This window comes from Lacisediminihabitans sp. H27-G8 (assembly GCF_046156175.1).
Taxonomy (GTDB): domain Bacteria; phylum Actinomycetota; class Actinomycetes; order Actinomycetales; family Microbacteriaceae; genus Lacisediminihabitans.
Window position 1 is genome coordinate 504,799 of the sequence record NZ_JAYLVL010000001.1, and the last position, 13,717, is coordinate 518,515.

General features: G+C 67.6%; 14 protein-coding genes. 13 read left to right on the forward strand and 1 reads right to left on the reverse strand.

The features are described 5' to 3' along the window. The 8 genes from aceB to VLI63_RS02390 all read left to right on the forward strand — a co-directional run bounded on the left by aceB (position 1) and on the right by VLI63_RS02390 (position 7,193). Complete coding sequence (gene aceB / locus VLI63_RS02355) at positions 1–1,635, forward strand: malate synthase A (RefSeq protein WP_409155314.1); 1,635 nt, start codon at positions 1–3, stop codon at positions 1,633–1,635. A 93-nt stretch (positions 1,636–1,728) separates the two neighbouring features. Beyond that, the gene (locus VLI63_RS02360) at positions 1,729–2,856 is read left to right on the forward strand and encodes an alcohol dehydrogenase catalytic domain-containing protein (RefSeq protein ID WP_409155316.1); all 1,128 of its coding nucleotides are present in this window, start codon (positions 1,729–1,731) and stop codon (positions 2,854–2,856) included. Continuing rightward, positions 2,856–3,611 (forward strand): 3-oxoacyl-ACP reductase FabG, encoded by a 756-nt coding sequence (gene fabG, locus VLI63_RS02365; RefSeq protein ID WP_409155317.1) that lies wholly within the window; start codon positions 2,856–2,858, stop codon positions 3,609–3,611. The genes VLI63_RS02360 and fabG overlap by 1 nt, the downstream gene beginning before the upstream one ends. A 4-nt stretch (positions 3,612–3,615) precedes the next feature. Beyond that, complete coding sequence (locus VLI63_RS02370; RefSeq protein WP_354575936.1) at positions 3,616–4,104, forward strand: MaoC family dehydratase; 489 nt, start codon at positions 3,616–3,618, stop codon at positions 4,102–4,104. Next, positions 4,101–4,499: a hypothetical protein gene (locus VLI63_RS02375; RefSeq protein WP_409155318.1), complete on the forward strand. Its 399-nt coding sequence runs from the start codon at positions 4,101–4,103 to the stop codon at positions 4,497–4,499. The genes VLI63_RS02370 and VLI63_RS02375 overlap by 4 nt, the downstream gene beginning before the upstream one ends. After that, positions 4,496–4,933 (forward strand): acyl-CoA thioesterase, encoded by a 438-nt coding sequence (locus VLI63_RS02380; RefSeq protein ID WP_409155319.1) that lies wholly within the window; start codon positions 4,496–4,498, stop codon positions 4,931–4,933. The genes VLI63_RS02375 and VLI63_RS02380 overlap by 4 nt, the downstream gene beginning before the upstream one ends. Continuing rightward, positions 4,930–5,991 carry a phosphotransferase family protein gene (locus tag VLI63_RS02385; RefSeq protein ID WP_409155320.1) on the forward strand — a complete coding sequence of 354 codons (1,062 nt, stop codon included), beginning with the start codon at positions 4,930–4,932 and terminating at the stop codon, positions 5,989–5,991. Before VLI63_RS02380 ends, VLI63_RS02385 begins: the two co-directional genes overlap by 4 nt. Further along, positions 5,991–7,193: an acyl-CoA dehydrogenase family protein gene (locus VLI63_RS02390; protein WP_409155321.1), complete on the forward strand. Its 1,203-nt coding sequence runs from the start codon at positions 5,991–5,993 to the stop codon at positions 7,191–7,193. The genes VLI63_RS02385 and VLI63_RS02390 overlap by 1 nt, the downstream gene beginning before the upstream one ends. Before the next feature lie 28 nt (positions 7,194–7,221). Here the strand turns inward: VLI63_RS02390 and VLI63_RS02395 are convergent, their stop codons facing one another. After that, entirely contained in the window at positions 7,222–7,653 is a 432-nt protein-coding gene (locus tag VLI63_RS02395) for an Lrp/AsnC family transcriptional regulator (RefSeq protein ID WP_354575941.1), read from the reverse strand. 123 nt (positions 7,654–7,776) lie between these two features. On the opposite strand from VLI63_RS02395, the gene VLI63_RS02400 reads away from it, so the two are divergent. The 5 genes from VLI63_RS02400 to VLI63_RS02420 all read left to right on the forward strand — a co-directional run bounded on the left by VLI63_RS02400 (position 7,777) and on the right by VLI63_RS02420 (position 13,705). Continuing rightward, positions 7,777–8,808, forward strand: a complete 1,032-nt coding sequence (locus VLI63_RS02400; protein ID WP_409155322.1) for an ornithine cyclodeaminase — start codon at positions 7,777–7,779, stop codon at positions 8,806–8,808. A 5-nt stretch (positions 8,809–8,813) separates the two neighbouring features. Beyond that, entirely contained in the window at positions 8,814–9,749 is a 936-nt protein-coding gene (ctlX, locus tag VLI63_RS02405; RefSeq protein WP_409155323.1) for a citrulline utilization hydrolase CtlX, read from the forward strand. A 576-nt stretch (positions 9,750–10,325) separates the two neighbouring features. Beyond that, a complete protein-coding gene (locus VLI63_RS02410; protein WP_409155324.1) occupies positions 10,326–11,594 on the forward strand; it encodes an alkaline phosphatase family protein in 1,269 nt (422 codons plus the stop codon). After that, positions 11,591–12,766 (forward strand): alkaline phosphatase family protein, encoded by a 1,176-nt coding sequence (locus VLI63_RS02415; protein WP_409155325.1) that lies wholly within the window; start codon positions 11,591–11,593, stop codon positions 12,764–12,766. The genes VLI63_RS02410 and VLI63_RS02415 overlap by 4 nt, the downstream gene beginning before the upstream one ends. A 264-nt stretch (positions 12,767–13,030) precedes the next feature. Continuing rightward, entirely contained in the window at positions 13,031–13,705 is a 675-nt protein-coding gene (locus VLI63_RS02420) for an SDR family NAD(P)-dependent oxidoreductase (RefSeq protein ID WP_409155326.1), read from the forward strand. Positions 13,706–13,717: the final 12 nt, after the last annotated feature.

Genomic DNA, 13,717 nt, shown 5'->3' on the forward strand with positions numbered 1-13,717 from the left:
ATGACAACCCACAACCGCATGACCGTGCTCGGCAGCTCGGAACCCGGCTTCGAAACCATCCTCTCCCCCGAGGCGCTCACCTTCGTCACCCGCCTGCACGACCAGTTCGCCGGCCGCCGCCAGGAACGTCTCACGGCGCGGATGGTGCAGCGGAAGAACATCGAGAACGGCCGAAATCTCGGCTTCCTCTCCGAGACTGCCGCGGTTCGGGCGGACTCCGGATGGCGCGTGGCCGGTGCCGGCCCCGGGCTCGAAGACCGCCGGGTCGAGATCACCGGCCCCACCGACCGCAAGATGACGGTGAACGCGCTCAACTCCGGCGCGAAGGTCTGGCTCGCCGACCTCGAGGATGCGACGAGCCCCACCTGGTCGAACATCATCGGCGGGCAGCTCTCGCTCTACGACGCCATCCGTCACCAGGCGGACTTCACCAGCGAGGCCGGCAAGAAGTACACGGTCGGCGAGGTCACCCCGACGATCGTCATGCGTCCCCGCGGCTGGCACCTGGTGGAGAAGCACCTGAGGTACACCGACCGGGCGGGCCTCGGAAAGGCAGCATCCGCCTCGCTGGTGGACTTCGGGCTGTACCTCTTCCACAATGCGGCCGAACTCATCGCCGACGGCCGCGGACCGTACTTCTACCTGCCGAAGATCGAGAACCACCTCGAAGCACGCCTGTGGGACGACATCTTCACCTTCTCGGAGATCGCCCTCGGCCTCGAGCACGGCTCGATCCGCGCCACGGTGCTCATCGAGACGATCACCGCCGCGTTCGAGATGGAGGAGATCCTGTTCGAGTTGAAGGAGCACTGCGCCGGTCTCAACGCCGGCCGCTGGGACTACATCTTCAGCCTGATCAAGAACTTCCGCGGTCGAGGCCGCCAGTTCGTGCTTCCGGACCGGGATCGCATCACCATGACCTCGCCGATGATGCGCAACTACACCGAGTTGCTGGTCGCCACCTGCCACCGTCGGGGAGCCCACGCCATCGGCGGCATGAGCGCCTTCATCCCGAATCGTCGTGACCCCGAGATCACCGCGCAGGCGATCACCAAGGTTCACGACGACAAACGGCGTGAGGCGACCGACGGATTCGACGGCACCTGGGTGGCGCATCCGGATCTCGTCGCCAGCGCCCGCGAGGAGTTCGACGCGGTGCTCGGTGATCGCCCCAACCAGGTCGATCGTCTTCGGCCGGAGGTGGATGTCTCGGCGGCCGACCTGCTCGATGTGCGGTCCTTCGACCAGACCGTCACCACCGAGGGGGTTCGTCGCAACGTGTCGGTGGCGCTCAGGTACATCGAGAGCTGGTTGCGCGGAGTCGGCGCCGCCGCCATCGACAACCTCATGGAGGACGCCGCCACGGCGGAGATCTCCCGGTCGCAGCTCTGGCAGTGGATCGCCCAGCGCATCGTCACCGAGCAGGGAGACCTCGTCACACGCGACCTCGTGGAGGGGATGCTGCAGAGCGAGCTCGACGGCAGTCGGCGGTCGGCGGAGGATCGTTTCGAGGATGCCGCCGCGATCGTGCGCCTCGTGACCCTGCAGGACGACTTCCCGACCTTCCTCACCATCCCGGCGTACACGCACTATCTCGTCGACACCGTGTCGGAGCGGGAGACGGTCGCCGCCTGAGGACTGCCGCTCCGCTCGACCGCCGGGCATCCGGGTAGACTCCATACCGTCCGGTCGGTTTTTCGATCGGAGTCGGTACGACAGAAGGCATCAATGGAGATCGTCGGCGCGGTACTCGAGCACAGCGGGGCGGAGCCGCCATTCGCGGCATCCGCTCCCCTGTCGATCAGCCGGCTCGAGCTGGATTCCCCCGGGCCTGGAGAGCTGCTCGTGCGCATCGAGGTGGCCGGGGTCTGCCACTCCGACCTCTCCGTCGTCGACGGCAACCGAAAGCGCCCCACTCCGATGCTCCTCGGCCACGAAGCGGCCGGCATCATCGAAGCACGAGGAGACGAGAACAGCGACCTGGCCATCGGCGACCGCGTGGTGATGACCTTCCTTCCCCGCTGCGGCACGTGCGCCGGATGCGCCACCGGCGGGCGCCTTCCCTGCGAGGTCGGCAGCGCCGCCAACAACGCCGGCACCCTGCTCGGCGGAGCGATGCGGCTGCGGCGCGACGGGCATCCGGTGTTCCACCACCTCGGGGTGTCCGCCTTCGCGAGCCATGCCGTCGTCAACCGGGCCTCTGTGGTGCGGGTGGACCCGGACATCCCGGCGGAAGTCGCGGCGCTACTCGGCTGCGCCGTACTGACCGGTGGCGGTGCGGTGCTCAACTCGGCGCAGCCGCAGCCGGGTGAGACGGTGATGGTCGTGGGACTCGGCGGTGTCGGCATGGCCGCCGTACTCGTGGCCCTCTCGCTCGGGCACCACGTGATCGGGGTCGACGGCGTCGAACAGAAGCTGGCGACCGCCCGCGACTGCGGCGTCACCGAGACCTACACACCACAGCAGCTCCTCGACTCCGGTGTGCGGGCTCCCGTCGTGATCGAAGCCGCCGGCAACGCCCGCGCCTTCGAGACCGCGCTCGCGGCGACGGCGGCCGGTGGCCGCACCATCACCGTCGGCCTGCCCGCACCGGAAGCGCGGGCAGCCATCTCTCCCCTGCTGCTCACCGCCGAAGCGCGCACGATCATCGGCAGCTACCTCGGCTCCGCGGTGCCATCGCGCGACATCCCGCTGTTCGCCCAGCTCTGGCGGGAGGGTCGGCTGCCCGTGGAGAGGCTGATCTCCAGCCGCATCCGCCTCGACCAGCTGAACGAGGCGATGGATGCCCTCGCCGAGGGCCGCGCGCTGCGCCAGTTGATCGTGTTCGAACCAGAAGCAACCACGAAGGAGAACTGATGACCGAGCAGCGCACCGCCATCGTCACGGGAGGCGCCCGCGGAATCGGGGCAGCCATCTCGAAGCGTCTCGCCTCGGATGCCTACGCCGTGGCCGTGATCGATCTTCGCGAAGAAGACACGACAGCGACCGTCGACGCGATCGTCGCGGCGGGCGGGCGCGCCATCGGCATCGGAGCGGATGTCGCGGATGCCGCGGCTGTCGCCACCGCCGTCGCGCGAACTGTCGACGAACTGGGGGCTCCCACGATCCTCGTCAACAACGCCGGCATCCTGCGCGACAATCTGCTGTTCAAGATGACCGAAGGCGACTGGGATGCCGTGATGGGGGTGCACCTGCGCGGGGCGTTCCTGATGAGCCGCGAGGTGCAGAAGCACCAGGTGGAGGCGAAGTGGGGGCGCGTCGTCAACCTCTCGAGCACCTCCGCTCTCGGCAACCGCGGGCAGGCCAATTACTCCGCGGCCAAGGCCGGCCTGCAGGGTTTCACGAAGACGCTCGCGATCGAACTCGGACCCTTCGGTGTGACCGCCAACGCCATCGCACCGGGCTTCATCGCCACCGACATGTTGCGCGCGACCGCCGAGCGCATGGGGGTCACCTTCGATGCCTTCCTCGAGGGCGCCGCGAAGGAGATCCCCGTTCGCCGGGTCGGCCAGCCGGAGGACATCGCCGCCCTGGCATCCTTCCTCTGCTCCGAAGAGGCCGGATTCGTCTCCGGGCAGGTCGTCTACGTCTCCGGCGGGCCGAAGGCCTGAGCCGATGACTACTTTCGCGAACCCTGCCGCTCTCCTGACTGCCGTGGGAGCCGAGCTCGGCACCACGGCGTGGCTCGAGATCGACCAGCAGCGCATCGACGGCTTCGCGGCCGCGACGGGCGATGAGCAGTGGATCCATGTCGATCCGCAACGCGCTGCCGCCGGCCCCTTCGGGGGCACGATCGCCCACGGATACCTCAGCCTGTCCCTTCTCGCCCCGTTCACCGCGCAGCTGCTCGAGGTGGATCACGTGGCGATGGCCATCAACTACGGGCTCGACCGGGTGCGGTTTCTCCAGCCGGTGCAGAGCGGATCGCGGCTGCGGGCACACGGATCGATCACCAGCGCCGAGGCGGTGGGGCTCGGAGTGCGGGTGGGTGTGAAGATGACTGTAGAGATCGACGGCGAATCGAAGCCCGCACTCGTTGCGGACACCATCGTGCTTTTCGCCGCCGAGCCGGATTCCGCACCCCCAGCAGAGGAGCCCTCATGACCGAGGAAAAGGCCCTGACCGAGAAGTCCCTCATCGAGCTCTGGACGAAGGCGCGACTGCACCTCATCGTGTCGCAGTTCGCCCCGACATTCCTCCTCATCGTCACGATCGGCCTGCTCGACGTCGGCCTGACGACGGCGCCGGCCAGCGTGCGGCTCGGCGCCGCCGGCATCCTGCTCGCCTCGGGCATCCTCGGCGCTCTCGCCCAGATCTCGGTCGCGGGTGAGGCCGCCGCGATCATCGACGATCTCGACTCGATCGTCGCCCCCTCCGCCGTTGCGCAGCGGATCATCGCCTCCCGCCGTTGGCTGCTCGTGCCGAAGTTCGTGACGCCCGCGATCTTCGTGCTCGTGTACATCGCGCTGCTCGTCGCCCTGTTCCTGACGACCAGATGACGGAGACTCCCGGACCGGACGGCTTCGGCTACAGCTGTGTCTTCGGCACGCGCTGGAACGACAATGACGTCTACGGTCACCTGAACAACACGACCCACTACGCCGCGATGGACACCACCATCACGAGCTGGCTGATCGGGATCGCCGGGCTCCGCACGGATGCGGATGACGCGATGGCGGTGGTGGTCTCCTCCTCCTGCACCTACCTCGCCTCGGTGTCGTTCCCGGAGGGACTCGTGGTCGGCCTTCGCGCCGGGCGCCTCGGCACCACCAGTGTCACCTGGGAGCTCGGCCTGCACGCCGAGAGCTCCGGGGTGCTCGTGGCGACCGGGCAGTTCGTGCACGTCTTCGTCGACCCCGTCGGCCAGCGACCGGTGCCCATCCCGCGGCTCGTTCGTGAGGCCATCGAGACCCAACTGGTGATGACGGCATGAGCCGCGAACCGCGCGGGCTCGCTACGTCAGTGCTCGAGGAATGGCTGCGGGCGGAGCATCCGGAACTCGTCGCGGATTCGGAGCTCGACGCGACGCTGATCACGGGCGGACGCAGCAACCTCACCTACCGGGTGCTCGGTGGGACGACGCCCCTGGTGCTTCGGCGGCCACCGCTCGGGCACGTGTTGGCGAGCGCTCACGACATGGCCCGGGAATTCCGGGTGATCTCTGCGCTGGGCGGAAGCACGGTGCCCGTGCCTCAGGCCGTGCTGTACCGGGATGACACCGATGGCACCGCCGGAGTGGGCACCCCTTTCTACCTCATGGGCTTCGTCGACGGCCAGGTGCTCTCGTCGCCCGCCGCGAACGTCCCCTTCAGCCCGACGCAACTGCGAACGCTGAGCCTCGACCTCGTCGCCACCCTTGCCGAGTTGCACTCGATCGACCCCGCGAGTGTCGGGCTCGAGGACTTCGGCCGGGCGTCCGGCTACCTCGAACGCCAGGTGCGCCGCTGGGGACAGCAGTATGACAAGTCCCGCAGCCGCGAGCTGCCGGAGCTCGATGCGTTGCAGGCCTCCCTGCGAGAAAGGGTGCCGTCCACGGTCGGCTCCTCGCTCGTGCACGGGGACTTCCGCCTCGACAATGCGATCGTGCAGGTGGACTCCGGTGGTCGGCCTCGCATCGCCGCGATCCTCGACTGGGAGATGGCGACCATCGGGGATTCGTTCACCGACCTCGGACTGCTCGGTCTCTACTGGGACATCAGCAGCATCAGCGAGCAGGCGGCGGCCGTCGCTGCGAGCGCGGTCGATCCGGCGGCGGGATACCCGAGCTTCGCCGAACTGCTCGACGCCTATGCCGCAGCCCGGGGAACCGCGGTGCCCGAGCTCTCCTGGTACCTGGCTTTCGCCGCCTACAAGCTCGCGATCATCCTGGAGGGCATCCACCTGCGTTTCCAGGCCGGCGAGACGGTCGGCCCCGGCTTCGACACCATCGGCGGCCTCGTCACCCCACTCGCCAGGGCCGGGCTCCGCTCCCTGGCCGAAAGGACCCCCTGATGGACTTCGCCCCAGACGCCACGACAGTCGACCTCGTCGAGCGGATGACCGCGTTCCTCACCGAGCGCGTCTATCCCGCAGAGGCCGTGCTCGAGGCCCAGGTCGCCGAGACCCCGGATGACTGGAGCCTGCGTCCGATCGTGCGGGAGCTGCAGGCGGAGGCCCGCTCGCGCGGGCTGTGGAACCTCTTCCTTCCCGCCGAAGGCCTGACGAACCTGCAGTATGCGGCCGTCGCGGAGCTCACCGGGCGCAGTCCGAAGCTGGCCCCCGTCGCCCTCAATTGCGCCGCGCCGGACACCGGGAACATGGAGCTGCTCGCGGAGTTCGGTACCCCGGCGCAGAAGGAACGCTGGCTGGCGCCGCTGCTGGAGGGTCGCATCCGCTCGTCGTTCTGCATGACGGAGCCGGAAGTCGCCTCTTCGGATGCGACGAACATCGCAACGAGCATCCGTCGCGATGGGCCCGACTACGTGATCGACGGGCGCAAGTGGTGGTCCACCGGGGCGATGAACCCCGAGGCCGAGATCTTCATCGTGATGGGACGCACCGCGGCATCGGATTCGGATGCCCCGCGCCACCGCCAGCAGAGCATGATCCTGGTGCCGCGCGACACACCGGGGGTCACTATCGTTCGGCCGCTCACCGTCTTCGGGTATGACGACCGGGACCACGGCGGACACGCCGAAGTGCTCTTCGATGGGGTGAGGGTGCCCGCGAGCAACCTCATCGCCGGGGAGGGCGACGGATTCGCGATCGCCCAGGCGCGGCTCGGGCCCGGGCGCATCCATCACTGCATGAGGCTGCTCGGCATGGCGGAACGCACCATGGATCTCATGCGCGAGCGAGCGAAGGGTCGCGTCGCCTTCGGGAGACCGCTTGCCGAGCAAGGGGTGGTGCGCGAATGGCTGGCCGAGAGCCGCATCTCCATCGAATCGCTGCGGCTGCTGGTGCTGAAGACCGCCTGGCTCATGGACACCGTCGGCAATGCCGGGGCGATGACCGAGATCCAGGCGATCAAGATCGCCGTGCCGCGGGCGGTGCAGCGGATCCTCGACCGCGCCATCCAGTTGCACGGCGGCGGCGGGCTCACGGCCGACGACCCGATCGCCGAGATGTACGCGGGGGCTCGCGCGCTCCGGCTGGCCGACGGACCGGACGAAGTGCACCTCGCGTCCCTCGGCAAGGCGGAATTGCGCCGCTGACCCCCGGCGCTACCGCGAGAGAGACCCGCTATCGCAGGACAGAGCTGAGCAGCAGGCTGGTCTCGCTGTTGACCACGCCCTCGATCGCGCGGATCTGTCCCAGGGTGCGATCGAAGTCGGTGAGAGTCTCGGTGCGCAGTTCGGCCACGAGGTCCCAGCCACCGTTCGTCGTGTGGAGCGCACTGATCTCGGGCATCCCGCGCAGCTGACGGATCACATGGTCGGTGGTGCGCCCCTCGACCTCGATGAAGGCGATCGCGTGGATGGTGAGCGGATCGAGCTCATCGCGCACCCGCACCGTGAATCCCACGACCGTTCCGGATGACACGAGACGCTCGAGCCGGCTGCTGATCGTGGCCCGGGCGACCCCGAGGGTGCGCGCGAGGAACGCGACGGATGCCCTGCCGTCTTCGCGCAGGGCGGAGAGCAGGTTGCGGTCGAGGTCATCCAAAGCCGGCATGAACGCAATGTACTACGCGGTCTGTCAGATTGCTCATTCGTACGCCAAAAGATCCACTTTCTGTCTATTCTCTGTGCATATCGTCGGAAACTAGGCTTGCCGTCTAGTGAAGTGGAGACGCCCGTGACGCGTTTTGTGGATGTTCGCAACATGGTGCGTTGGGCCACCACGACCGGACCCGAGGCCATCATCGGCGGCATGATCGGTTACCTGCGCGACGACTTCCGTCGCTGGGAGAGCTTCGACAAGACGGCTCGGGTCGCCAGCCACACCCCCCTCGGCGTGATCGAGCTGATGCCGACCAGCGACCTCGAGACCTACGCCTTCAAGTACGTCAACGGCCACCCCTCCAACCCGGCGCGGGGATTCCAGACCGTCACCGCGTTCGGGGTACTGGCCGACGTGCACAACGGCTATCCGACACTGCTCGCCGAGATGACCCTTCTCACCGCGCTGCGCACCGCCGCGACCTCCGCGATGGTCGCGAAAGAACTCGCCCGACCGGATTCCACCACCATGGCGATGATCGGCGCGGGCAGCCAGGCCGAGTTCCAGGCTCTCGGATTCCGGGCCGCGCTCGGAATCGACCGGCTGCGCGTGTGGGACACCGATCCCGAAGCGCTGGAGAAGTTCGTGCGCAACCTCGCCCCCCTCGGATTCGACATCACCGTCGCCACGAGCGCCGCGGATGCCGTGGCCGGAGCCGACGTCATCACCACCTGCACCGCGGACAAGGCCCTCGCGACAGTGCTGACAAGCGACCTCGTCGCACCGGGCGTCCACATCAACGCGATCGGCGGCGACTGCCCCGGCAAGACCGAACTCGAGGCCGCGATCCTCGACCGGGCATCCGTCTTCGTCGAATACCCGCCCCAGACCCGCGTCGAGGGCGAGATCCAGCAGATGGCACCCGACTTCCCCGTCACGGAACTGTGGAAGGTCATCGTCGGCAGCGCTCCCGGGCGCACCTCGGCCGAGCAGATCACGCTCTTCGACTCGGTCGGCTTCGCGATCGAGGACTTCTCCGCCCTTCGCTACCTGCGCGACTCGGTGGCGAACACCGATTTCTTCGACGAGATCGACCTCGTCGCGTCTCCGGAGAACCCGAAGGATCTCTTCGGCATGATCGGCGCGCTCTCCCCCGTCGGCGGCTGAGGCCGGTGTCGATCCAGGCGCCATCGGCGGTCGTGCTGGTGCGGCCGCACCATTTTCGCCCCAACCCCCTCACCGCCGACGACAACGTGTTCCAGGTGATCGGAGCCGAGACCGAGTCGGCTCGCCTCGCTGCTGCCGCCTACGACGAGGTCACGCGCGCGGCTTCGGCTCTCGAGACCGCCGGCATCCGGGTGCATCTCTTCGACGACGAGAGCGCGAAGCGTCCCGACAGCGTGTTCCCCAACAATTGGATGTCCACCCACCCGGGCGGCCACGTCGCCATCTATCCGATGTACGCGGTCAACCGTCGCTGCGAGCGCCGGTGGGATGTGATCGACATGCTGAAGAACGCCTACCGGGTACAGGATGTCATCGACTATTCCGGTCTCGAACTCGACGACGTATTCCTCGAGGGCACCGGCGCCATCGTGCTCGACCATGTGTCGCGCATCGCCTACGTCGCCCGCTCGCATCGCGCCGATCCGATCGCCCTCGAGAGGTTTTGCACGAACTTCGGATACGAGCCGATGGTGTTCGATGCGGTCGACCCGACCGGTGTGCCGATATATCACACCAACGTGATGATGGGGATCGCCACGGACTTCGCTCTCGTGGGTCTCGACCTCATCCAGTCCCCCGCGCGTCGCGCCCAGGTGGTCGACCGGCTCACCGCCCATGGACGAACCATCATCGATCTCGACTTCGACCAGGTCTGCGACTTCGCCGGCAACGCGATCGAACTGCATGCTCCGGCAGGCCGCATCCTCGCGCTGTCGCAGCGCGCCGCCGACACGCTGCGACCCGACCAGCTCGCGATCATCGAGCGATCGTGCACGCTGCTGCCCCTCGACATCCCGACCATCGAACTCGCGGGAGGTTCGGTGCGTTGCATGATCGCGGGAATCCACCTCGACCCCCGTCCGGCCGTCGTCGCGGCCTGAGGCGGCGCGGCCTGAGGCGTCGCGGCCTGAGGCGGCGCGGCCTGAGGCGTCGCGGCCTGAGGCGTCGCGGCTGGGCGGCTCTCACGAGTCGACCCGAGAAGGCGCCACCTGTGCAGCTCCCGCAGGCGATTCGATTGACGGAGCACGTTCTTCGGGACGGCGTCCCGCCCGACGCCATGGCTGCCGCAAACGATTCGCTACTCCCCCCACCGGCCGGTTCGTCGACGTGTCGTCGGCACTTCGCATCTCGCCGTTTTTGCCATGCGGGAGATGAGGCGGTCGAACCCGAACGCGCGAAGCGGTTGGCCGGCGCCCGGTCAGGACAGACCTGCTTCGGATCGGCGCAGCAGCCTAAATCGCGGAGGAAAGCACTTCCAGCTGCGGTCGGCTGCACGCGACCGAACAGACCAACTGCGACGAGGCCGAGGCGCGTCAAGACCTTTGCGACGCGTTCCCGCAGAGCTTCGACGAGGCCTGACCTGAGGCCCGAAGCGAACGATTGCTCGTCATGAACATCGCGTGAAGATGCAACCGCTCGCCTGCAATCGTTATCCGTTCGAGGCTTACGGTTGCCGAATGGATATCAGCCGCCGCACCTTCGTTACCGCTGCCGCTGCGGGCGCCACGGCCGCCGGGACGCTCGGCGAGGCGAGTGTCCGCGCCGCGACCACGGTCGCGGCGCTCCCGGCCGGGGCCGCCTCCGGCATAGACCACATCATCGTGGTGATGATGGAGAATCGGTCATTCGATCACTTTCTCGGATGGCTGCCCGGGGCCGACGGGAGGCAGTCGGGGATGAGTTTCGTCGACCGGTACGGTCGTGGACACGCCACACACCGGTTGACGGACTACCAGGGCTGCGCGCATCCGGATCCGGACCACTCCTACAAGGGCGGACGAATCGAGTACAACTCCGGCAAGTGCGACGGCTGGCTGCGAGCCGGGGAGAACGATGACTTCGCGGTCGGCTACTACACCTCCGCTGATCTCGACTTCTGGCGCCAGGCCGCTCCCGGCTGGACCGTGTGCGATCGCTACTTCGCCGCGACCATGGCAGAGACCTACCCCAACCGGTTCTACCAGCACTCGGCGGCGACGGATCGAATTCACAACTCGACGGCGACCAGTTCGCTCACCACGATCTGGGATCGGCTTTCCGACGCCGGCGTTTCGGGCAAGTACTACTTCGGCGACGTCCCGTTCCTCGCCCTGTGGGGCGCCAAATATCTGGGCATCTCGCATCCGTATTCAGACTTCCTCGCCGATTGCGGCACGGGCAACCTCCCGGCCGTGTCCTTCGTCGACCCGCGCTTCACCGACGAGGCCTCCGGCACTTCCGGCGACGACCACCCGCATGCCGACGTGCGCTCCGGCGAGAGCTTCCTCGCCGAGGTCTACGCCGCCGTCACCTCGAGCCCGGCCTGGGGTCGCACCATGCTCGTGATCAACTACGACGAGTGGGGCGGCTTCTACGACCATGTTGCGCCCACCTCCGCGCCCGACGCCGTGCCGGACAACGGACTTCGGGGCTTCCGGGTCCCGTCCGTCGTGATCTCCCCGCGAGCCCGGCGCGGCTACATCGCGCACGACACCTACGACCACACCTCCATCCTGCGGGCCATCGAATGGCGCTGGGGCCTGCCGTCCCTCACGCCACGTGACAAGGCCGCCAGGAACATTGCCGAGGTACTCGACTTCACCAAGCCGGCCAATCTGCTCGCTCCCCAGTACGTGGTGCCGCCCTTTGTGGCCGGACCGGCCTGCGCTCTGGTCGGACCGCCCCCAGCCGAGGAGTGGGCCGGATTGAAATCGAAGGCGCTCGCCAACGGATGGACACTTCCATGACCCAGCAACTCCACACTTCTCCCCGCACTCCGCGACGAGCCCGATGGGTGCGCTGGACGGTCGGAATCGTCGCGGCGGCGCTGCTGATGACCGCGGCAGCCGGCTTCGGTCAGATCGCGGCACCCGCCGAGGCGGGGGCGGCGACGAAGGCCGTGGTGAGGTCGGCGTACCTGCCAGGCGCTCAGCACCTCTTCGTCATCAACCTGGAAAACAAGGGCTACGACACGACCTGGGGGCCGGGCTCCGCCGCACCGTATCTGTCCACCACACTCCGCAACAAGGGAGTGCTGCTGTCGCAGTACTTCGGGGTCGCGCACAATTCGCTTCCCAACTACATCGCCGAGATCTCCGGGCAGGGTCCGAATGCGCAGACCCAGGCCGATTGTCAGACTTACTCGCCGTTCATCGGATCGGGCACCGTGAGCCCTGGCCAGGCGGTGGGCAACGGCTGCCTCTACCCAGCGTCGGTGCCGACTGTCGCTGGGCAGCTCTCCGCGTCCGGCCGCAGCTGGAAGGGCTACATGGAAGACATGGGATCGGCCTGCCGGCACCCCGCCGTCGGAGCCGTGGATGACACCCAGAAGGCCAGGGTTGGTGACCAGTACGCCGCACGGCACAACCCTTTCGTCTACTTCGCGTCGATCACGGGGAGCCCCGACTGTGCGCGCAACGACGTCGATCTGAGTCGACTGACAACGGATCTCGCCTCGACGGCGACAACCGCCAACCTGTCGATGATCACGCCGAACCTCTGCCACGACGGCCATGACTCGCCGTGTGTCGACGGACAGCCCGGCGGCCTGGCGAGTGCGGATGCCTGGCTCAAGACGTGGGTTCCGCGGATCACGTCGTCGCCGGCGTTCACGAAGGACGGCGTCCTCGTGATCACCTTCGACGAGTCGGACAGCCCTCAGTCCGACTCGACGGCCTGCTGCGGGGAGGGACCGGGGCCCAATTCGCCCCTTCCGGGCATCGCTGGTCTGGGTGGTGGACGGGTAGGAGCGCTCGTGTTGTCGCCGTTCGTGCGCGGAGGCACCTGGTCGACAACTCCCTACAACCACTACAGCCTGCTCGCGAGCATCGAGGACACGTTCGCTCTGCCGTACCTCGGTTACGCGGCAACGCCCGGCCTCAACCGGTTCGGGCTCGACGTCTACAACGCCCGGCTCTAGGAGGCGCGGCCAAGCGCTCGGGGAGCCGGTTCGGACTGGGGCACCGGCCCCGGGGATCGCGGCCGTAACAGCGATGCTGGAAGGGTGGCAGAAGGTCACCGAGCTCCCTTCGCGAAATCGAATCTCACCGGTGCTGAAGCCGGCGTGGTCCGGTCTCGAGGCCGTCACGGCAAGGGTTTTCCTTCGGGCTACACGGATCGGACAAGCTGTAGCCCGGCCTGACGGCTAGGGTCGAATCACCACCATCAATCGGAGGAACGTATCGTGCCTGTCATCGCCATCATCGGAGCTGGACCGGGACTCGGAGCGGCAGTAGCGCGAAGATTCGGCCGCGAAGGCTTCTCGATAGCCCTGATCTCGAGGAACCAGTCGAAGCTCGACGCCATGGCCGCGGAGCTCACGGCCGACGGCCTGACCGCGCGTGGCTACGCCGCGGACGTGCTGCTGCCGGCCTCGCTCGAGGATGCCCTTGCACGTGCAGCGGCAGAGCTGGGACCCATCGCTACTGTGCAGTACAGCCCGCTCCCGTCGCGTGACTACCTGAAGCCGGTGCTCGAGATGACTCCGGAGCTGGCTCTAGAAGCCTTGCAGTTCTCGGCTCTCGGGCTCATTCACGCGGTGCGGACGGTCCTACCATCGATGCGTCAGGCCGGAGGAGGCAGCATCCTCCTGGTCAACGGCGGCACTTCGGTGAAGGCACGCGCCGGCTTCGCAGGCACATCGGTCGCGTTCCCGGCCGAGAGTGCCTACGGTGAGATGCTCCACGACGCACTCGAGGGGGAAGGCATCCGTGTCGCGCAACTCGTGATCCCGGGAGGCATCCCCCAGCTTCAGCTTGCCAATGGCATCGACGACGTCGCCGATCGCATGTGGGACCTCCACGCCGGTGCGGGTCCGTTCCGCACCATGCTCATCCCGCTCGAGGACGGCAGAGAGTAGGAAGCGGATCCG

Coding starts and splice junctions, on each gene's coding strand:
- aceB (WP_409155314.1), top strand. CDS start 1: ATGACAACCCACAACCGCATGACCGTGCTCGGCAGCTCGGAACCCGGC.
- VLI63_RS02360 (WP_409155316.1), top strand. CDS start 1,729: ATGGAGATCGTCGGCGCGGTACTCGAGCACAGCGGGGCGGAGCCGCCA.
- fabG (WP_409155317.1), top strand. CDS start 2,856: ATGACCGAGCAGCGCACCGCCATCGTCACGGGAGGCGCCCGCGGAATC.
- VLI63_RS02370 (WP_354575936.1), top strand. CDS start 3,616: ATGACTACTTTCGCGAACCCTGCCGCTCTCCTGACTGCCGTGGGAGCC.
- VLI63_RS02375 (WP_409155318.1), top strand. CDS start 4,101: ATGACCGAGGAAAAGGCCCTGACCGAGAAGTCCCTCATCGAGCTCTGG.
- VLI63_RS02380 (WP_409155319.1), top strand. CDS start 4,496: ATGACGGAGACTCCCGGACCGGACGGCTTCGGCTACAGCTGTGTCTTC.
- VLI63_RS02385 (WP_409155320.1), top strand. CDS start 4,930: ATGAGCCGCGAACCGCGCGGGCTCGCTACGTCAGTGCTCGAGGAATGG.
- VLI63_RS02390 (WP_409155321.1), top strand. CDS start 5,991: ATGGACTTCGCCCCAGACGCCACGACAGTCGACCTCGTCGAGCGGATG.
- VLI63_RS02395 (WP_354575941.1), bottom strand. CDS start 7,653: ATGCCGGCTTTGGATGACCTCGACCGCAACCTGCTCTCCGCCCTGCGC.
- VLI63_RS02410 (WP_409155324.1), top strand. CDS start 10,326: ATGGATATCAGCCGCCGCACCTTCGTTACCGCTGCCGCTGCGGGCGCC.
- VLI63_RS02415 (WP_409155325.1), top strand. CDS start 11,591: ATGACCCAGCAACTCCACACTTCTCCCCGCACTCCGCGACGAGCCCGA.